The sequence below is a fragment of the Delftia sp. WSY_12 genome (genome assembly GCF_043104645.1).
Classification (GTDB): domain Bacteria; phylum Pseudomonadota; class Gammaproteobacteria; order Burkholderiales; family Burkholderiaceae_C; genus Comamonas; species Comamonas tsuruhatensis.
This window is the reverse complement of record NZ_JBICKW010000003.1, coordinates 89,001-107,531: the sequence shown is the minus strand read 5'-3', so window position 1 is coordinate 107,531 and position 18,531 is coordinate 89,001. Positions and strand designations below refer to the sequence as shown.

Genomic DNA, 18,531 nt, shown 5'->3' with positions numbered 1-18,531 from the left:
GTTGTTCAACGGATGCGGCGTTTTATGGGACTGATGACATCCGATGCCAAGCTGTTTGGGCTGGATCTGCGCGAACTGACTGCGGAGCTGCACGATGCGTTCCACAAGCTGGTGCGCCTGCCCTGGCTGCGCAGAGCCATGCCCTTTACCCTTGTGAAGGTGGCTGGCGATGCAGCAACCATCGCTGGCGCCAGAGCCCAGGGTATGCACATCGAATGGACCGATTTGTCCAGCGATGTGCTCGAGCGCGTCACTCATACCGCAGTTCTGCTGGATTCCGAGCAGGTGTTGCAGCGTTCTCTGACGCTGCCTCCGATGGCACCGGCAGCCCTGCGCAGCGCCATTGAACTCGACGTGCAGACCATGACGCCATTTGCGCCCCAGGACACGCTCTGGTCATATGTCCAGCATCCTCTGGCGAAAGCTCAGGGTCGGCAGCGGGTCGAGGTGGTGATCGCATCGCGAAATCAGGCGGAGCAGGCGCTGCGACTGCAGTCAGCAAGGTTGCCTGGAGATGGCCATCCTGAAGTCTGGGCTCCTGCCGGCGCGGAACTGGTTGTCTTGCCGGGCTTTGGCGAGCCTGCGCGCCTGCGCAGCGAAGCCAAGCGACGCAACTGGATCTTGATGGGCCTGGGCATCGTGCTGGCATTGGGCGTGGCATTGGCTGTTACTCCATCACTGCAACTGAGGATGAGGGCCATCGATGCCAGTCAGCAGTTGGCCGCATTGACAAAGACATCGGCCGAGGTCATGGCCCAGCGCCAGGCGCTGGTCGAAGGTGGGGCGAATCTTGGCAAGCTGCAGGAGCGACTGCAGCAACAACTGAACCATCTGCAGGTGCTGGCCGTGTTGACCAAGGTGCTGCCCGATGATTCAGCGGCCCAGCGCGTAGTGCTCCGAGGAACCAAGTTGACGGTCCAAGGCCTGACCAGCAACGCATCCAATGTCGTGGCCTTGCTGGCCAAGACTCCTGGGTTCCTGGATGTGCGTCTGCCCACGGCGGTGACGCGTGCACCAGGATCGGGCAAGGAGAATTTTGTGCTTGAAGCCAACATTGATCCCAATGTGCTGGGCCTGCTGGCCAAGGCTGCAGAGGAAAAACCGTCTGTTGAGGGCGATGCGGATCCCAAGGAGGCGCAATGACCGCCGGTTCGCAGAAACTCACGCCTCGCCAGTGGTTGCTGCTGGGAGGACTCGGCTTGATTCTGATTGTGCCGCTGGCCGCCTTGGGCTCCTGGGTTTACTCCAAGCATGTATGGGCCCAGGAGCAAGTGGAGACCCTGGAGCCCCGCTACGCAAGACTTGCCGGTATTCAGGAGCAGGCGCAGGAAATCCAGGAGGCGCTGGAGCAGATAGAGACCGTGAAGGCGCTGCACATCTATCCAGCAGAGCAAGACAGCACGCAAACGGGCAATGCGGTGCAGCAGCGACTGCGGGCGCTTCTCGACAAGGCGGGCCTTTCTGTGGTGAGCAGCCAGGTACGGCCCTCCTCGGAGTCGGAAGACCAGAGTCAGAGCCTGGGTCCGTATGAGCGCATAGCAGTTTCCATGACGGCGGAAGGTGGATGGCCTGCAATCCAGCTGGCCTTGCTGTCCCTGCGGGACGTCTCCCCCACCGTGTGGCTGGATGACTTGCAGCTAAATCTGCTGGGCAATCTTGAAAGCAACAATCCCAAGGTGGCGCCAAAGCTCAGCGCGCAATTCACTTTCAGCATTCTGCGGAGCAAGCCGTGAACCAGCGCATTCTTTGGACCACGGGACTGGCTCTGCCTGCGGCGTTGCTGGGGGGAGCGCTGACCTGGGCATGGCTGACGCCTGAGTTGCAACTGAAAAACATTGCGTGGATACCGCCGCAGCCCCTGAAGGCGGACATCAAGGCGCTCGTTCCTCCTGCAAACGTACCTGAAGACCAGAGCAAGCGCGACGACCAGCAATTGCTGGAAATGCAGGAGCGGCCGCTCTTCGCCATCAGCCGCAAACCACCACCACCTCCGCCACCGCCAGCTCCAGAGAAAAAAGCGCAACAAGAAGTGCCTGATATCTGGCAACAGGCCCGCGTCACTGGAATTTTTGAAGGGCAGGTCAGCGGAATCATTTTCTCGCTGGACGGCAAGGAGCGGCGTTTGCTGCTCAACCAGAATTTTGCTGGCTGGAAGTTGCAAAGCCTGCAGGGCCGCAATGTCGTTCTGGAAAGCAACGGACAGACGCGTACGTTGCAACTGGTGAAGGCTGCTGTGGACAAAGGACCTAACATCCCTGCCGGCATGAGGATGCCACCCGTGCTGCGGGTCCCCGTTCAGGCCCAGGAGCCTGAGGGCGCCTCCGATACCTCAGCCAAGCCCGAGGAGCCGCAAGCCGTCTTTGGCGGAACCAGTGTGCCCGCCAAAAAATGAGAAAGACTGGTCAAGAAACCATGAAATTGCATAACCGTCCCATCCGTACCGCAATGGCGTTGGCAGTCTGTCAAATGCTGCTGGCATGCGCCCAGCCCGCCAAGAATAATTTCGTCAGCCACTTCGGAGCGGACGCCTCGCAGAGCTATGTTTTCAACGAGGAAGCTCCTCCCAAGGACAACTCTGTCAAAGAGGACAAGGCGGAGCCGCGTATCCTGACAGGTACTGGAAAACTGCTGGGAGAGGCCAAGCCGGTGCCAGCAGTGAAAGAAGCCTCGGTCAAGCTGAGCTTCGAGGATGCCCCCCTTTCGCAGGTCGTACGCACCGTGCTGGGCGACATCCTTGGTTTGGACTACGTACTGCATCCGCCCATCGGTGGCACAGTGACTCTTAGCACGCAGAAGAACATTCCGGGTGACCAGGCCCTCTATCTGTTGGAGACTGCCTTGCAGGCCAATGGCTTGGCCATGGTCCGTGATGCCAGGGGCACCTATCACGTGGGACGGGCCGACGTGCTCAAGAGCCTGGGTGCATCGGTGCGGCAGGCTTCCCAGTCCACTGCGCTGGCTCCTGGTTTTGGAGTCATCGTTATTTCTCTGAACTATATCGGGGCCAACGAAATGGCCGCCATCCTGCGGCCCATGGTGCCGGCCGATGCCATATTGCGCGTGGATGCGGTGCGCAACGTTCTGGTGATGTCCGGTTCGCGTGCCCAGGCCGAAGGCTGGCTGGAAATGGTGCGCACCTTCGACGTGAACTTGCTGGAAGGCATGTCGGTCGGGGTATTCCCGCTCAAGTATGTATCCATTCAGGAAGTCAGCACGGCGCTGCAGTTGATGAGCGGCGGCGGTGGGGCGGCGGCTCAACCGGGAGCTTCCGTGCCAGGGGCCGCATCCGCGGGCAGGCCTGCTGCCGCGGGCGCTGCGCCTGCAGCAGCGGCTCTGGGGGAGGGGAACCCCTTGTTCGGAGCATTGCGCATCATGCCGATCGAACGGCTCAACAGCATTCTGGTCATCACGCCGCGCGCTGCGTATCTGGATGAGGCACGCCGCTGGATTGCCAAGCTTGATCAGCCTGGATCGGGCGGTGCGCTACCGCAACTGAACATCTATCGCGTGCAAAACGGGAACGCCAGGCATCTTGCAAGCGTGTTGTCCGGCATTTTTGGTGGAACAGGTAGTGGCACCACGGCCAATAGCGGCGTCGCTCCTGGCCTGGGCACCTCCACCATGGGGACAAGCGGGTTCGGGAGCAGCAACACTTTCGGCAGCACCAGTGGCTTCGGCAATACCAGCGGTTTTGGCAACAGTGGCTTTGGCAGCAGCGGTAGTTTCGGCAACAGTGGTTTCGGCAACAGCGGTTCCGGCACGCGCTTTGGCAGCACCGCCTTCGGGCAGTCCGGGACGATGGGCCAGACTGGTGGTGTGCAAGGTGCATCTCCTGTGGCGGCCAGTATCGGCAGCATCCGCGTCATGGCCGACGAGCTCAACAACTCCGTGCTGGTCTGGGGTACATCTGCGGAGTTCGAGCGTATCGAGGCTGCTTTGAAGAAGCTTGATCTGCCACCGACCCAGGTGTTGATCGAGGCTAGCATCGTGGAAGTGACGCTCAACGACACTCTGCGGTATGGCCTGCAATGGGCATTCAGTGGTGATGTGGGCAACAAGGGCTATACAGGCAATGGCGGGCTTTTGGGGGCCGGAGGCACGGACGCCCCGCCCGGGGCTTCCTCTCTGACCGACAGTGGAGGGTTAGGGGGAATTAAGCTCGGTCAAGGCTTCAACTACACGCTCAAAAACTCTTTGGGAAACATCAAGGCTGTTCTGACCGCCCTGGCGGGCAAGACTCAGGTCAAGGTGGTGGCGAGCCCTACACTGATGGTGCTGGACAACCATCAGGCTGCAATCTCTGTCGGCACACAGCAACCCTACCAATCTGGAACCACGGTGGTTGGCACGTCGGGAACTCCGATCAACAACTATGCATACAAGGACACGGGTGTGAACCTGCAGGTCACTCCGTCGGTTAATGCTGGCAATCTGGTCACCATGACAGTCAACCAATCCGTGACCGATGTTGGAAGCAAGGATGAGGTGACCAGCCAACGCTCTTTCCTGCAGCGCCAGATATCGAGCCGAGTGGCTGTTCGCTCGGGCGAATCCATTGTCATGGGGGGGTTGATACAGGAAAACTCAAGTTCTGGGCGCTCCGGAATTCCCTATCTGTATGACTTGCCGGTCGTGGGCAATCTGTTCGGTACTACCAACAACTCGGGCGCTCGCACTGAGTTGATAGTGATCATCACGCCACGCGTGGTGCGTACCGATATCGATGTGCGTGAGGTCAGCGATGATCTGCGGGAGAAGATGCGCTCCCTGACGCCCATGCTGAAGACGCCAGCATCAGCGCCTGCTCCTTTTGATGAAGGCGGCAAGGCCTCCGTGGAAATCGGTCCCCTCACGCCCGAGCGGCGTTAAGGCACGCATAGGCCGGAACATTCGGCCTTAAAGTTGTTCCAACGTTTTTTTGGAGTTCAAATACATATGAGCAAGTCGACAAAGCATGCTGTGCCTTCGCGCCCGCACTGGCTGACGTGGGGCCTCGGCCTGGCCTGTGCTGCCGTCTTGGCAGGCTGCGCCTCCATGGGCAGCACGACGCCTGAAGAAGCCGTGACCCAGCGGTCAAACGCTTTCTGGAAGGCACGCATGGCCGGCGACGTGCCAAAGGCGTACGCGTTCACGTCGCCTGGTTACCGTGCCGTGAATGATCAGGAAAGGTATCGCCTTGACCATGGCGTCATTCCTGCGCTCAAGGGCGGCGAGATCACATCGGTGACATGCGAGCAGGAACGCTGCGAGGTGCGCAAAGACTTCACCACATCCACCCCGATGATGCGAGGTGCTCGCATCCCGATCTCCATCGGAGAGGTGTGGATCAAGGAGGATGGACAGTGGTGGCTGTTCGTTCAATAGTAGCTCTGGCAAGCCACGTCTGATGGTGGCTTGACGTTCAGTATTTCGCGTGTCGGCATCGTTCGGCGCTGCGGAAGATCGGGCGGGATAGGCGAAGCAGGCAATGTTTGTGATAATGCGCCGTCCCTGACCCGGTGCTCGCCAGGGAAGTGTTGTTTTTTTTCAAAACAACGCTTCGGCGCCTCCAGAAAGCGGTATGGGGGCACGATTGGCTGTGCTACGATTCCCTGGCGATCAATCGTGGTGGTTGCAACTACCTTATCTTTTTACTGGAGATAGTTCTTATGAAGAAAAATGTTCTGGCCCTGAGCATTGCTGCCATGGTTGGTGGCCTGGGCTTTGCAGGCGCTGCTGCTGCTGCTCCTACGTTCGCTGTGAACGAGAGCGGCACGGGCCACATTCTGCTGGCTCCTTACTACAACGCCCAGAATGGCAACATGTCCGTGTTCCACCTGACCAACACCGACACCGTCGGCAAGGCTGTCAAGGTGCGTTTCCGCGGCGCTTCCAACTCCGACGACGTGCTTGACTTCCAAGTCTTCATGTCGCCTGGCGACGTCTGGACTGCTGCAGTGACTGCAGACGCTAGCGGCCTGGCCCAGCTGGTGACTTCTGACAACACCTGCACGCTGCCCCGCATCGCTGCTGGCACGCCCGTCAAGTTCGTGACTGACCGTCTGTCCAAGAAGGACTGGACTGCTGCCGACAAGGCCGCTCAGACCCGCGAAGGTTACGTCGAAGTGCTGGCTATGGCCAACATCAAGACCGACAGCGAACTGTACAAGGCCATCAAGCACGTGGACGGCAAGGCTCCTTGCACTTCCACCGCCCTGAATGCAACCCTGAACTACACCCCCGGCACGGACAACGCTAACATCGGCGCTCCTACTGGTGGTCTGACGGGTGCTTGGTACGTGATGAACGTCGCTCAAACCACGACGTTCTCCGGCTCCATGGCTGCTATCGTTGCAACGGGTGACGCTCCTGTGAACGTCTTCTCGCCGCAAAAGACCGGTACCGCAGCTCTGAAGACTTCGGATCCGCTGATGGTTGGCAACGTGATCACGGCTCAGCACTATGACGTGCCTGACCTGTCCACGCCTTACACCGTTGCAGCTCCTGCTACTCAGGCTGATGCCGATGCACAGGCCAAGGCTCTGACTGATGCAATCGCTCGTACCTCGGTGATCAACCAGTACGCGACCGATAGCACCATCTCGGCCAAGACCGACTGGGTGTTCTCGATGCCTACACGCCGCTACTCCGTGGCTGCCAACTATGCTGCTGGTACGGCGCAAGCTGCTTCCAACAATCTGGGTTGGGACGTGAAGGCTCCTGGTGCTTCGTTCGGTGGTGGTAACGATGCCGGTACTTCGTACCGTCTGTTCAACACGGCTGTGTCGGACAACATCTTCACCGCTAGCTCCAGCAACACCACGGTCAACACTGCTGGTCAGATCTGCGTGGAAGCTTCGGGCCAAACCTTCTATGATCGCGAAGAGCGTTTCCAAGAAGACGGCGCAGTGTTCTCGCCTGGCCAGATCACCAAGACGCAGCTGTGCGGTGAAGTGAACGTTCTGGGCTTCTCGACCGACAACTCGGCTCTGGCCGCATCGGTTGCTCGCCAGTCCGTGGCTGCTCCTTACATGAACGGCTGGGGTCAAGTGAACTTCTCCGCTCCCACTCCGGTGCTGGGCGCTGCGTTCATCAAGCTGACCAACCCCGAAGCTGCTCCTGGCACTTCCGGCACGTACGGCATCACATGGCCCCACGCTTACAGCGGTTCCGCTCAGTAATCGGGCACTTTCACGCGCAAGTGTGATCCAAGAAAAGGCGGGAGGAAACTCCCGCCTTTTTTGCTTTTATCGATGTATAGGACTTATGACTGTTTCCATCCAACGTATGAGTGCCGTTTCCCTGGTGCTGGCTGTGTCTTTGTTGGGCTCAGGCGTACAGGCGGCGGACAAGAGTGCAAAAGCAACTCAGCCGGCCGCTCAGCCTTCGGCCGAGCCCGCCGCGTCTGCTGCGCTCGTCGAAGGCAAGGGGCTTGCCATCACTGGGTTTGACATACAAGCCGATGCCCAGCGCATTCCACCCGAAGTGCGTAACTCCATCCTTGTCCGCCCTACGAATGTGCAAAGAATGGCGTCCGACCTCTTTGTTTTTCGTAGCATGGCGCAGATGGCTCACGAGCAGGGCCTGGATCGTGATCCCAAGGTGAAGGCGGCGATGCAGGTGGCACGCGACCGTGCGCTGGCCGAGGCCTGGATGGCGGCGTTGGATGAAAAGAACCGGCCTGATGCCGCATCTGCGGAGAAGCAGGCGCGCAGTCTCTACCTGGCTAAGCCTGAGCGTTTCAAAGTGGATGAAAGTGTCCATGTCCGGCATATCTTGATTGGCGGCAAGGATGCTGATGCGCGGGCAGCGGCAGACAAGCTGCTGGAAGAGCTCAAGGGTGGCGCCGATTTTGCGACCTTGGCCAAGGAACGCTCCAGTGACAAGGGAAGCGGGGCGCGAGGTGGCGACCTGGGCTTCTTCGAACGAGGCCGCATGGTGCCTGAGTTCGAGAAGGCGGCTTTTGCGTTGAAGCAGCCCGGTGAACTCAGTGGCGTGGTGGAATCGCAGTTCGGCTTCCATGTTATCCAGTTGGTGGAACTTCGCCCTGCGGGCACCAAGCCCTTTGAGGAAGTGCGAGACGAGTTGGTCAAGGAAATCCAGGCATCGGCGACGCAGAATGCACGATCTGTGGCTGCGGAGAAAATTCGCAAGGATGCGAAGACCAATGACGCGGCTGTAGAAGCCTTTGTGTCCGGGAACACCTCGAAGCCTTGATCGAGGATTGTCCGGCCTGAGAGCTTTGGCTCCTATACAGCCTGCCGCACGGATGCTTGATGCATCTTCTGCGGCGGGCACAGGACTTCTGTTGCAAGCATTTGCAAGCTTTTCCTTGATTGGCTGGCGCGTTGCGCCCCGATGCGCGAGAATGCCAGGTTTGGCATGAACTGAAGTGCTGCTGCCGAGGTGAAGCTGCGGCACTTTTGCATACGACGCATGTACTCTTTGTTTGGCGAATGCCACGCGCTCTGGCAGGCCCGCAGCCTGTTGTGGGTGATGACCCGGCGTGAAGTGGCAGCTCGCCATGCTGGCACGGCCGCTGGCGTGCTTTGGCCCTACCTGCAGCCATTGCTGACCGTGGCGGCCTACTACCTCGTGTTCGACGTGGTGTTTTCGATGCGCCTTGGCGACAACGCTCCCACGCATGCCGTGGGCGCGTTTCTTGTTGTGGGCGCCTTGCCGTGGATGGCGTTTTGCGATGCTACGGCACGTGGCATGAACAGTCTGGTCGAGGCGGGTGGCATTCTGCAAAAGAACCCTTTGCCGCCGGTGCTGTTTCCCATGCGGGCGGTACTGGCCAGCAGTGTGATCTTCGGACCCTTGCTGTTGCTGGTGGCGTTGGCTTATCTGCCCCAGCACGGCTTGACCTGGTCGCTTGTGGCACTCATCCCCCTGTTGCTGGGTCAGCTGCTGCTGTGCGCCCTGCTGGCTTATGCGCTGGCTATTTTGACGGCGGCACTGCGCGATGTGGGGCAGCTTGTGACCTTCTTTCTGTCTGTCGGTATCTATCTCTCGCCCATTCTTTTTCCGCTGGCCTTGTTCCCTGAGCGCTGGCGCTGGGTGCTATGGGCCAATCCCATGACGGCGTTGGTTCTTGGCTACCAGAATGTGCTGCTGCAGGGGCTGTGGCCTCAAATGGCGGTCTGGGCGGCTTTGGGCCTCTGGATTCTGGTTTTGGCGGTGCTGCTCAATGGCTTGGTGCGACGCAGCCGTGATCAACTGGTGGACTGGCTATGAACGCCAAGCATGTCGAATTGCCTGATGACCTGGTACTGCGTGTGCGCAATCTGGGTAAGGAATACAAACTTTATCCCTCGCCGCGAGCGCGCTTCAAAGCCCTGCTGACCGGGGTTGCCACGCACCGAAGCCATTGGGCATTGCGGGATGTGTCATTCGAATTGCGCCGCGGCCAGTGCATTGGTGTGATTGGCGACAACGGCGCAGGCAAGAGCTCGCTGCTCAAGCTGCTGGCTGGCACGTTGCAGCCCAGTTGCGGGCAAATAGAGCGTGTGGGTCGGGTCACGGCCATTCTGGAGTTGGGAGCGGGATTTCACCCTGATTTCAGCGGGCGCGACAATCTGTATTTCGGTGGCAGCCTGATTGGTATCTCCCCTGAGCGCATGCGTGAGCTGGAGCCCGAAATCGCAGTCTTTGCGGAGTTGGGCGAAGCACTGGAGCGGCCGGTCAAGACCTACTCTTCGGGGATGGCTGTGCGCCTAGCTTTTGCACTGGTGACGGCCGTGCAGCCCGATGTGCTGATCATTGACGAGGCGCTCGCTGTAGGCGACCAGCATTTCCAGAAGAAGTGCATTGAGCGCATCATGGCCTTCCGCAACAGCGGCTGCACCATCCTGTTTTGTTCCCATAGCCCTTATCACATCCGACATCTTTGCGATGCAGCCCTGTGGCTGCGCGGCGGGCATGTGGCGCAGTTTGGTGCGACCGAGCCAGTGCTGGCCGCCTACGATGCACATACCCGCGAGCGCCAGGAGCGCGAGCAAAGGGCTTTGTGCGGCGAGATGCTGCCTGCTGAAGGAGAGCCCGCTGTGTCAGCGCCAGCTGCGGATGAAGCGCCTCCCGCGCCGGTCGCTGCCGTGGACAGCGGCACAGCCTGCATCCTGTCCGTCGATGTCAAGGATCTGGCTGAACCTGTGGGTGACCAGCCAGGGTTGCTGCAGAGCCAGGACCTGGTTGTGACCATTACTGCGAGAGGACGTGGCAACGAGCGGCCGCACATCGGCTTCATGATCGAGCAGTCCAAGGGCGTGGGCATCACTTCGCTGGCAACACATGAGGATGGTGCAGCACCGCGGCAATTGCCAGACGGAAGCTGGCAGACTGTGCTGACCTTTCCCGAGTTGCCTCTGCACAGCGGAGACTATGTGATCAGCGCCTTTCTGTTCGATGAAACCGGGCTGGCCGTCTATGACGAATGGTTCCAGTTCCTGCACCTGCGCTTTATTTTCCCCAAGCCCCTGCCTGGACTGGTGCGCCTGCCTCACCACTGGAGCTGAGCGGCTCCGCCACGCCCGCGCAAGCGGCTCGGCTGTCTCCCTATTCCATACCCCATGACATCTGACAATTCTTCTACTCCCATCAGCGATGGGCAGCGTTTGCTGAATGAAGCCCTGCAATTGCTGGCAAGCGGCGACCGGGCTGGTGCGGCACAGGTCCTGGCTCGTGCCCGCGAAATGGACGACAGCCTGTTGGAGGCGCATTCCCTGATCGAGGCAAATGGTCTGGTGGGCTCGTTTTCCAACATGACGGGACTCGATTGCCGGATTTCTGCGCAGGACGATATCTTCGGCTTCTTCCGTGGCCACCCTTCCAGCGTCAATCCCCTGCGCGACTACTTCGCCGACGGTTGGCGCACGCTGTCGGAACTGATGCTGCTGCTGGAAGCCGTGGACAAGCCTTTGCTGCGCACAGCCAGCGTCCTGGAGTTCGCGAGTGGTCACGGCCGCTTTACGCGACACCTGGTCAAGGCGCTGGGGGCGGAACGGGTCACGGTCTCGGACATCGTGGTCGATGCTGTGGATTTTTCGCAGCAGACCTTCGGCGTGAAGGGCTTTGCGTCGGCCAGCCTGCCGGAGCAGGTACGCTGGCCGCAGCAGTACGAACTGGTGTTCGTGCTCTCGCTGTTCAGCCATCTGCCGCGCTCGACCTGGACGCGCTGGCTGCAGGTGTTGCGCGATGCGGTGGCTCCTGGCGGGTTGCTGGTTTTCAGCACGCACGGCATGAAGGCTGCGGATTTCGACAGCGTGAAGCTGGATGACGAGGGATTTTTCTTTGCCCCGTCCAGCGAGTCGAATGCCATCGATGCCAATGAGTATGGAACGGCGTTCACTTCCGAGCAATTCGTCCTGGACCGTATTGCCGAGACCTGGGGCACCGATGCGCTGCGCCATCGATCACTTGTGCATTTCTGGAACCACCAGGATGCCTATGTGCTTCAGCGGCTGTGAGCGTGTTGACAGGGTTGTAGACAGAATAGAGAGGACGATTGCATGAGTTGGATGCTGCGTTTGCAGGAACGGCTGTTGGGCCTGGCGCCATGGGACGCCGGCAAGATCACCGATGAGTGGTTTCGTGCGCATTTCAACTATGCAGCGGATCTGGCCCATGACTGGCTCGGACAGTCATTGGATTTGTCCAAGGCCAGGTTGCTGAATTTCGGTTGCGGCGATGGCATCACCGATCTGGCTTTGGTGCTGCGCCATGGCGCAACCTCCATCCATGGCATCGATATCCGTCAGGAATACGCCAAGCTGCCCCGCATTGCACGCGAGCAGTTGGGCATGTCGCGCATTCCCGCTGCGCTGAGCTTCGAGACCATCGTGCCGAATTCGCCATTGGCCGGCCGGCATGCGAACTATGACGGATTGCTCAGCTGGTCCACCTTCGAGCATGTGCAGCGCGACAAGGTGCTGCCGATCCTGTCCGACCTGCATGCCTGCCTGCGCCCGGGGGGCGTGTTCTTCCTGCAGATCGAGCCCTTGTTTCATTCTCCCTGGGGCTCGCACCTGCGCCGCTACGACGATGTGCCCTGGCACCACTTGCTGGCGTCGGAGGAGGAGCTGTGGAGCATCATCGAAAAGCATGAGGGTCCGCTGGACGCCGCCGAGGTGGACTTCGGCTTTGCCGATTTCGGTGTCGATGGCTACAAGCGCTTTGTCTTCAAGGAGTACCAGGCGCTGAACCGGTTGACGGCAGACGAGCTCGTAGATATTGCTCGTCAGGCCGGCTTTGAAGTGTTGCGCGAGGAGCGGCGCCAGGTGGACATGGCCATTCCCGAGGCGCTGGCGGGGCGCTACCCTGAGGAGTGGCTGCGCAACAACGAGATTTTGCTGTTGCTGGGCAAGAGCTGACACAGCCATGCAGGAGCCGGGCCCCACGATCTCTTCACCCGTGCGGTCTGCATATTCCAATGGCTTTGATGCACTGCGCATAGTCGCTGCATCTGCAGTCATTTACAGCCATCATTTCCATATCACGGGCACCATACCGCCATCGTGGCTGCATGCGGACATGGTGGGCGGCGTGGCAGTGATGACTTTCTTCACGATCAGCGGCTTTCTTGTCACGCTGAGTTGGCTGCGCGATCCCCGTGCCACGGCCTTCATGGTCAAGCGTCTGCTGCGTTTGTGGCCGGGCATGCTGGTGGCTGTCGTGGCTGGCGTGCTGCTGTTTGGCCCGGCTTTTACTTCATTGCCGTTAAAGGAGTTTTGGCGTCATCCGCAGACACTGGATCACTGGCGCAATCTGCTGCTGGTCAAGGACTACGCCTTCATGCCGGGCGTGTTTTCCTCCAACCCGCTGCCAGGGTTGATGAATGGCCCGTTGTGGACCATACCCATCGAGCTGACGTGTTACGTTGTGCTCGCTGCACTAGGCCTATCGGGCATGCTGCGGTCAAGGTTTCTTGCCAGCTTGGCTGTGGCTGGATATTTGTTTTTTTTCCTGACGCAGCGAAACGCCGATGTGGCCGGAGCCATGTTCCATTGGTTCGAGTACCCGGCCTATTTCGCCTATGGCGCGCTGATCGCGCTGTTCCAGCCAGTCTTTGCTGCCCATGGTCGGAGCTTGCTGTTGATCCTGGCACCTGTGGCTGCGTTGCTGTTCTTTGGCCTGAAGCTGGAGCACTCAGCCGGCCTGCTGCTGCTGCCGCCTCTGCTTATCCACTTGGGCTCCATGCGTTCTAGGGTGTTTTCCGGGTTGCATCGACTCGGAGATCCTTCTTATGGTGTCTACGTGCTGGGTTGTCCCATCCAGCAGGCGGTTCAGGCACTGTGGCCTCAACTGCCATTCCACTCCAGTCTGGCGCTTGCATGGCTGCTTGCGCTGGTTGCTGGCTATGCGTCCTGGCACTTGGTCGAGTCGCCGATGCTAAGGCTCAAACGCTTGGTGTACCGCACCTAGAAGGGAGTGCCATGCGCAGTGTTGAAGAGAGGGCAAACCGCTTTGACATGCTGCGCTTGACGGCTGCGCTCGCAGTGTTTGTGGCCCACGGAGAGTTTCTTTACCGCCTGCGTCTTGCCGAGCCCTTTGCTGGCCACAGCCTGGGGTCGCTCGCGGTCTATGTATTCTTTTTCATGAGCGGCTATCTGGTGTGCCAGAGTTGGATGCGCGAGCCTGTCTGGCAGGCTTTCTGGATTAGGCGGCTGATGCGGATTTTTCCCGGCCTCATCATGGCCGTGGTTTTCTCTGTTTTCGTCATCGGCTGGGCGATGACCTCGCTTGATTCGCTGCAGTACTGGCAGTCACCGCAAACCTGGAGTCATCTGCTCAACAACATGACAGGGCAGGCCACGGTTCAGATACTGCCGGGCGTATTCGAATCCAATCCCTTTGCCTATACGGTCAACGGGTCCCTGTGGACTTTGCGGTACGAGCTGGCGATGTACCTTGTGCTGGCGACGTTGGCATGGTTGGCAAGAGGCAAGCGCTGGATCCATCCCCTGATGGCTGGCGTGCTGGCAATCCTGTGGCAGGTGGCCAGGCTCAGGGGGTGGGATCAAGGCCTGGACGCCATTCACACTCCGCTGGTCGATATGTTTCGCTGGCGGGATTTCTGCGGATTTGGTGTCCCTTTCTTTCTGGGAAGCACGATGGCTGCGTATGGAATACGCCATCGTGCATGGATGGCCGTTGCCGCGCTGATGCTGGCTGCATGTGCATTGCTTACAGCCAGCACATGGATGCGCCAGGTTGCAGTCTGGGGATTGGTGGCCTGTGCAAGTTTTTATCTTGCACATGCAGGCCACGTGGCTGCAAGCCAACGTTGGCGCGCCGATCTGTCTTACGGCGTCTACATCTATGCTTTCCCTGTGCAGCAGGCCATGACAGTCATTTGTCTGCGCGAGGGCTGGTCACTGGGCATTTGCATGCTGTTGTCGCTTGTCCTGACACTGGGTCTGGCCTTGATGTCATGGTTTGGCGTGGAGCGGCCCTGTATCCGGATGGCGCAGCGATGGCGCGCGTTGCCGGGGCCACGCCTAGGCCTGCAGCCAATTCTTGACCCGTCGTTGCCAGTGCGCGGGAATGCGCCTGGCCACGCCGCGCAGGATGGGTAGCGAGCGCAGATGGGCCAGCAGGATCAGTGCTCCCGATCTTGCAGCATGGTCATGACGTTGCAGGCGGTGTACGCCCAGGAAAGCCGCATCCAGAGGCTGTAGCAAGGCCAGATCACGTGGCTGCAGTCCCTCCAGATAAGCGTCGCCATAGAAAGCCGCTCCCGGCTGGGCGGCGGCACTCCCTGTTGCGGCCGGTTGCTGCGGCAGCTGTCCTTCAATGAAGTGGCGTTCGCGTATTTGCGCGAAGAAGTCCAGCCATTGGGCGGTGCTGGCGTCCCAGGGCATGACCCAGGACCAGTCGCGGCCTGCCAGCCTTTCGGGGAAGGCCCCTATGTCGGGCGCGACGATGGGCAGTCCGGCGGCCAGGCAGGCGCTGAGCGTGTAGCTGTAGGTCTCCGGCCATTGGGCGGGGAACCAGGCCAGGTCGGGCTGCAGCCACTCCAGCAGCGCAGGCAATTCCTCTTCCTTGTAGCCACCATGCACCGTCAGGCGTGCGCGTGGCTGGGTCTGCAGGCTGCGGTAGCCATAGCCGAGCAGATGGAATTCCACAGGAGCTCCGCGTTTGGCGGCTTCGATAGCCACGGCTTCAAGCACGTCGGCCCCCTTGATGGCACTCATGGCTCCCAGCACGACGATCTTGAGTGGGGCCGTGGCGGCCAATGTGCGTGCCGTTGGGGTCGGCAACTGTGCCGGCATGTCGGTGTGGGCAACGGCCTGGACGCGTGCCCCGGGCACGAAGCCGGCGATCCGGCTGGCTGTGTCCTGGCTGGGGGCCAGCACATGGCGCGCGTTGTTCAGCAGCAGCGCATTGCGGTGGCGCCACTGGGCCACGGTGCCGGCATAGGGGGCTGTGTCCGTTGGTTCGCAGCAGCCGCATTCGCCCGCGCGGGGCGGCACGATGTAGCGGTTGTCGATGCCGGTCAGCGAGATATTCTTGCAGTAGGTGTAGAAATCATGGGCCGTGAAGTCATGGGCCGTTCCCAGGCGTGCGGGCAGGTCCAGGATGGCTTCGCTGTGGCCCAGGAGATGCTGGTAGTGCACGTGCACCACGCCCAGCTGGCGCAGGGCCTGCACCAGCTCCTCCATCTGGTCGTTGATGCGGAAGGCGAGCTCGAAGGCTTCCTTCTCTTCGGCACGGCGCAGGACCACGACTCCACCTGCGGCTGGGGACAGCATGAGGAACAGTGCCTTGCCTTGCAGGAACTGCGCCAGTTCGCGGACATGGCGCACGGTGCCGCCCGCCCGATCGTGGAGCACGGCCAGCACCACGGGCTGCTGCGCTGCCTCGGCCTGCAGGCGTGCCACATCCAGCGCCAGGCGTGCCGTGCGCGCAGGGTCGGCCTGGACGAAGGCCATGACATCGGCTTCGTAGCGCGGATGCAGGCGGCGCAGGGTTTCCATGGCGGCACGTTCACGCGGGCTCTTGCTTTCTCCGAAGCTCACGCCGCCTGTGTGCAGCACGAAGGTGTCCAGCAGATGCAGGTTGCGCCAGCCAGCGGCTGCGGCACGCTGGCAGAAGTCGTTTTCCTCACCATAGCCCTTGCCGAAGTGCTCGGTGTCGAACAGGCCGACGGCGTTCAGGCTGTCGCGGCGGATGTACATGCAAAAGCCCACGCCGGTCGGCACGTCCACCACCTGGCCGGGGTTGGTGCGCGCGCACAGTGCGTCGATGGCGGCCGTGTCCATGCCGGGCGGCAGGTCGTTGCCCTCGCAAAAGCGCGGGTAGCTGCAGATGGTGGCGTTGTTGGAAAACGGCGTGACGGAGGCGATGCGTGCATCGCCGTAGGCAGCCTGGCGGATGCGGTCCAGCCAGTCATTGGCAACCACGGTGTCGCTGTTGAGCAGCAGCACGTCATGGGCGGTGTTCAGCGCCATGCCGCGGTTGACGGTGCCGACGAAGCCGAGGTTCTCCTCGTTCTCCAGCAAAGTGATGCGGTGCTCCTGCGCAGCCTTCTCGCGCAGCCAGGCCGTGACTTCGGGCTCCGGGCTGGCATCGTTGATGACCACGAGTTGCCAGTGCGTGCGGCAGGGGCTGGCCAGAACGGATTCGATGCAGTTGCGCGTGTCGTCCAGGCCGCGGTACACGGGCACGATCACATCGACGGGTTGCTGCGGCATCGGCTGGGGCACGGGTGTGTGGAGGACAGGGGCAGGCACGGGCGTGCGGCCCAGCAGGCGGTCAATGCGCATCTTGGCGTGGACGAGAGGGCGCGTGGCCCGGAAGACGGTGGAGTTCTCGATATCGCGCAGGTGCTGCTCCAGGCGCGCGAAGTCCCGCTGCACGCGGGTGGCCTCTTGCTGCCAGATGGCGCGCTCCTTGCTCTGCGACTGGTGGCTGTCTTCCAGGAGGGCGTTGCGGTGCTGCAGCCTATGGATCGCAGCGCTTCGCTCTTCCAGTTGCTGGACATCCTGCGCGTGCTGCTGCTCAAGCCGCATGCGCTGTGTGTGCCACTGATCCTGCAGATCATTGGCCCGGCTGCGCTCCTGCGCGATCTGCCGTTCAAGCGGCTGCACGGCGCCCGCCAGCGCCAGATAGTCGGCCGACATGGGCCATCCCATCTCGATCTCCAGCGAGGCGCCACGCAGTGCAGCCAGGGTTTCTGCGGGAATGGGCAGTTCGAACCAGGGGTCATCTCCGGTCAGAAGCAGCATCAGCGAGAAGGCGCCTGCCGGATGAAGTCCATTCCACACGAGCTGATGATGAGGGCGTTGCCCCAGCAGGGCGGCGTCCGAATCCTCGGGCAGCCATTGCCAGACGACGGCGCCTTGCGCATCGAGCAAGGCCAGCCGGTGCAGGTGTATGAAGCCCGGCCGGTCGGCCAGGTCCAGACGCAGATGGCTCAGTGAAGTGTTGTGGTCGGGCAGCGCAAAGCGCAGTGTCTGGCGTGCCTGGCCAATGATGCCCGTGGTGGAGAGCTTGCTTTCTTCGTCATAGCGGCCAGCGCGTGCCATGTAGAGCTGTGCCGTGAATAGGGCATGTGCCTGTGGATAGTTCACCGGCGGCTCGATGGCCTGTGCCTGGGCCACCGGGGCGGCACTGGCGATGAACTGGTAGGCCAGTGCATCGGGTGTGGCCAGCAGGTGGCGGGCAACGGCAGGGGGCAGGCTGTCGTAGGCGACGCGGAATTCGGATTCGGGGAGCGCCCGTTCGATGGTGTCGATGTCGTCCACCTGCCAGCCTTGCTCGGCCAGAAAGCGCGACAGCGAGCGCCGCGTAAAAAAACGCAGGTGGGTGCGGTCCAGCAGGCCTTCTTCGCGGTAGCGGAATTCGCCATGCAGCAGTTCTGCCACCAGGCCGCTGTAGCCTGCATTGGGCACGGAGATCAGCAGACGGCCTTCGGGCGTCAGCCGCTTGCGGCATGCAGCCAGGATGCGCTCGGGCTGGCGAAGGTGCTCCAGCACGTCGGCGCAGACGATGTAGTCATAGCGCGCATCGCCGAAGAGCTGGTCCAGATCGCAATCCTCCAGGTCGGCCATATGGACATGGCGGTAGAAGGGCGCTGCATGGCGGGCTTCTTCCTGGCTCAGGGTGACGCCATCGCAGACGCATTGCTTGTGCTCGGCGAGAAAGGCTCCAAGTGCACCGCTGCCGCAACCCAGATCCAGTATGTGCGCCTGGGCCCGGACATGGCCGGCCAGCACGGACAGCGACGTGCGCTCGTTCAGATCGACAGTGCGCAGGTAGACGTGGGGATCGGGAATGGGTGTGGTCATAGGAAAAGGGGTGCCGGGCAATCTCTCCGCTGGGAGCAGGTGCCGCGGCCATATTCATTCACGCCAGACGGCCTTGGCCAGTCCGCAGCGGGCAGCAAGCTGCGCCCACGTCAGGGCGCAAAAAATCCCGGAAGTCCGGGCGGCAGATTGTCGCGCATCATAATGCCGGCCACTGCAGTGACTGCATGGCATGGCCGGGTAATGACATATTGCGCGGCTGTTGCATTTTTTTGCATTACGGCATGGCCGCTGACGCTTGACGAAG

At 61.0% G+C, this 18,531-nt stretch carries 14 protein-coding genes; 13 read left to right on the top strand and 1 reads right to left on the bottom strand.

Translation table 11 applies throughout. The features are described from left to right. The first annotated feature begins 24 nt into the window (after nt 1-24). The 13 genes from ACF8LI_RS00755 (at nt 25) to ACF8LI_RS00695 (ending at nt 14,552) form a co-directional block, all read left to right on the top strand. A complete protein-coding gene (locus tag ACF8LI_RS00755; protein ID WP_392453847.1) occupies nt 25-1,143 on the top strand; it encodes a PilN domain-containing protein in 1,119 nt (372 codons plus the stop codon). Then, nucleotides 1,140-1,733: a type II secretion system protein GspM gene (gspM, locus tag ACF8LI_RS00750; RefSeq protein ID WP_353178769.1), complete on the top strand. Its 594-nt coding sequence runs from the start codon at nt 1,140-1,142 to the stop codon at nt 1,731-1,733. Before ACF8LI_RS00755 ends, gspM begins: the two co-directional genes overlap by 4 nt. Continuing rightward, nucleotides 1,730-2,392, top strand: a complete 663-nt coding sequence (locus ACF8LI_RS00745) for a hypothetical protein (RefSeq protein ID WP_198820487.1) — start codon at nt 1,730-1,732, stop codon at nt 2,390-2,392. Before gspM ends, ACF8LI_RS00745 begins: the two co-directional genes overlap by 4 nt. 20 nt (nt 2,393-2,412) lie before the next feature. Continuing rightward, the gene (gspD, locus tag ACF8LI_RS00740; protein WP_392411674.1) at nt 2,413-4,869 is read left to right on the top strand and encodes a type II secretion system secretin GspD; all 2,457 of its coding nucleotides are present in this window, start codon (nt 2,413-2,415) and stop codon (nt 4,867-4,869) included. A 66-nt stretch (nt 4,870-4,935) separates the two neighbouring features. Beyond that, nucleotides 4,936-5,364 (top strand): hypothetical protein, encoded by a 429-nt coding sequence (locus tag ACF8LI_RS00735; RefSeq protein ID WP_392411672.1) that lies wholly within the window; start codon nt 4,936-4,938, stop codon nt 5,362-5,364. A 284-nt stretch (nt 5,365-5,648) separates the two neighbouring features. Then, nucleotides 5,649-7,160 carry a cell surface protein gene (locus tag ACF8LI_RS00730; protein WP_198820484.1) on the top strand — a complete coding sequence of 504 codons (1,512 nt, stop codon included), beginning with the start codon at nt 5,649-5,651 and terminating at the stop codon, nt 7,158-7,160. Nucleotides 7,161-7,266: 106 nt separating this feature from the next. Further along, entirely contained in the window at nt 7,267-8,196 is a 930-nt protein-coding gene (locus ACF8LI_RS00725; RefSeq protein WP_233094563.1) for a peptidylprolyl isomerase, read from the top strand. 219 nt (nt 8,197-8,415) lie between these two features. After that, the gene (locus ACF8LI_RS00720) at nt 8,416-9,216 is read left to right on the top strand and encodes an ABC transporter permease (RefSeq protein ID WP_198820483.1); all 801 of its coding nucleotides are present in this window, start codon (nt 8,416-8,418) and stop codon (nt 9,214-9,216) included. Beyond that, nucleotides 9,213-10,493 (top strand): ABC transporter ATP-binding protein, encoded by a 1,281-nt coding sequence (locus tag ACF8LI_RS00715; protein WP_392411671.1) that lies wholly within the window; start codon nt 9,213-9,215, stop codon nt 10,491-10,493. Before ACF8LI_RS00720 ends, ACF8LI_RS00715 begins: the two co-directional genes overlap by 4 nt. A gap of 54 nt (nt 10,494-10,547) precedes the next feature. Then, nucleotides 10,548-11,444 carry a class I SAM-dependent methyltransferase gene (locus tag ACF8LI_RS00710; RefSeq protein WP_392411669.1) on the top strand — a complete coding sequence of 299 codons (897 nt, stop codon included), beginning with the start codon at nt 10,548-10,550 and terminating at the stop codon, nt 11,442-11,444. A 42-nt stretch (nt 11,445-11,486) separates the two neighbouring features. Further along, nucleotides 11,487-12,347, top strand: a complete 861-nt coding sequence (locus tag ACF8LI_RS00705; protein WP_043789924.1) for a bifunctional 2-polyprenyl-6-hydroxyphenol methylase/3-demethylubiquinol 3-O-methyltransferase UbiG — start codon at nt 11,487-11,489, stop codon at nt 12,345-12,347. A gap of 7 nt (nt 12,348-12,354) precedes the next feature. Next, entirely contained in the window at nt 12,355-13,398 is a 1,044-nt protein-coding gene (locus tag ACF8LI_RS00700; RefSeq protein ID WP_392411667.1) for an acyltransferase family protein, read from the top strand. Nucleotides 13,399-13,409: 11 nt separating this feature from the next. Continuing rightward, complete coding sequence (locus tag ACF8LI_RS00695) at nt 13,410-14,552, top strand: acyltransferase (protein WP_017405932.1); 1,143 nt, start codon at nt 13,410-13,412, stop codon at nt 14,550-14,552. On the opposite strand, the gene ACF8LI_RS00690 is transcribed toward ACF8LI_RS00695, so the two are convergent. Continuing rightward, complete coding sequence (locus ACF8LI_RS00690; RefSeq protein WP_392411665.1) at nt 14,475-18,266, bottom strand: methyltransferase domain-containing protein; 3,792 nt, start codon at nt 18,264-18,266, stop codon at nt 14,475-14,477. The two genes, ACF8LI_RS00695 and ACF8LI_RS00690, sit on opposite strands and share 78 nt — an antisense overlap. Nucleotides 18,267-18,531: the final 265 nt, after the last annotated feature.

Coding starts and splice junctions, on each gene's coding strand:
- ACF8LI_RS00755 (WP_392453847.1), top strand. CDS start 25: ATGGGACTGATGACATCCGATGCCAAGCTGTTTGGGCTGGATCTGCGC.
- ACF8LI_RS00705 (WP_043789924.1), top strand. CDS start 11,487: ATGAGTTGGATGCTGCGTTTGCAGGAACGGCTGTTGGGCCTGGCGCCA.
- ACF8LI_RS00725 (WP_233094563.1), top strand. CDS start 7,267: ATGAGTGCCGTTTCCCTGGTGCTGGCTGTGTCTTTGTTGGGCTCAGGC.
- ACF8LI_RS00710 (WP_392411669.1), top strand. CDS start 10,548: ATGACATCTGACAATTCTTCTACTCCCATCAGCGATGGGCAGCGTTTG.
- gspM (WP_353178769.1), top strand. CDS start 1,140: ATGACCGCCGGTTCGCAGAAACTCACGCCTCGCCAGTGGTTGCTGCTG.
- ACF8LI_RS00730 (WP_198820484.1), top strand. CDS start 5,649: ATGAAGAAAAATGTTCTGGCCCTGAGCATTGCTGCCATGGTTGGTGGC.
- ACF8LI_RS00700 (WP_392411667.1), top strand. CDS start 12,355: ATGCAGGAGCCGGGCCCCACGATCTCTTCACCCGTGCGGTCTGCATAT.
- ACF8LI_RS00720 (WP_198820483.1), top strand. CDS start 8,416: ATGTACTCTTTGTTTGGCGAATGCCACGCGCTCTGGCAGGCCCGCAGC.
- ACF8LI_RS00690 (WP_392411665.1), bottom strand. CDS start 18,266: ATGACCACACCCATTCCCGATCCCCACGTCTACCTGCGCACTGTCGAT.
- gspD (WP_392411674.1), top strand. CDS start 2,413: ATGAAATTGCATAACCGTCCCATCCGTACCGCAATGGCGTTGGCAGTC.
- ACF8LI_RS00715 (WP_392411671.1), top strand. CDS start 9,213: ATGAACGCCAAGCATGTCGAATTGCCTGATGACCTGGTACTGCGTGTG.
- ACF8LI_RS00695 (WP_017405932.1), top strand. CDS start 13,410: ATGCGCAGTGTTGAAGAGAGGGCAAACCGCTTTGACATGCTGCGCTTG.
- ACF8LI_RS00735 (WP_392411672.1), top strand. CDS start 4,936: ATGAGCAAGTCGACAAAGCATGCTGTGCCTTCGCGCCCGCACTGGCTG.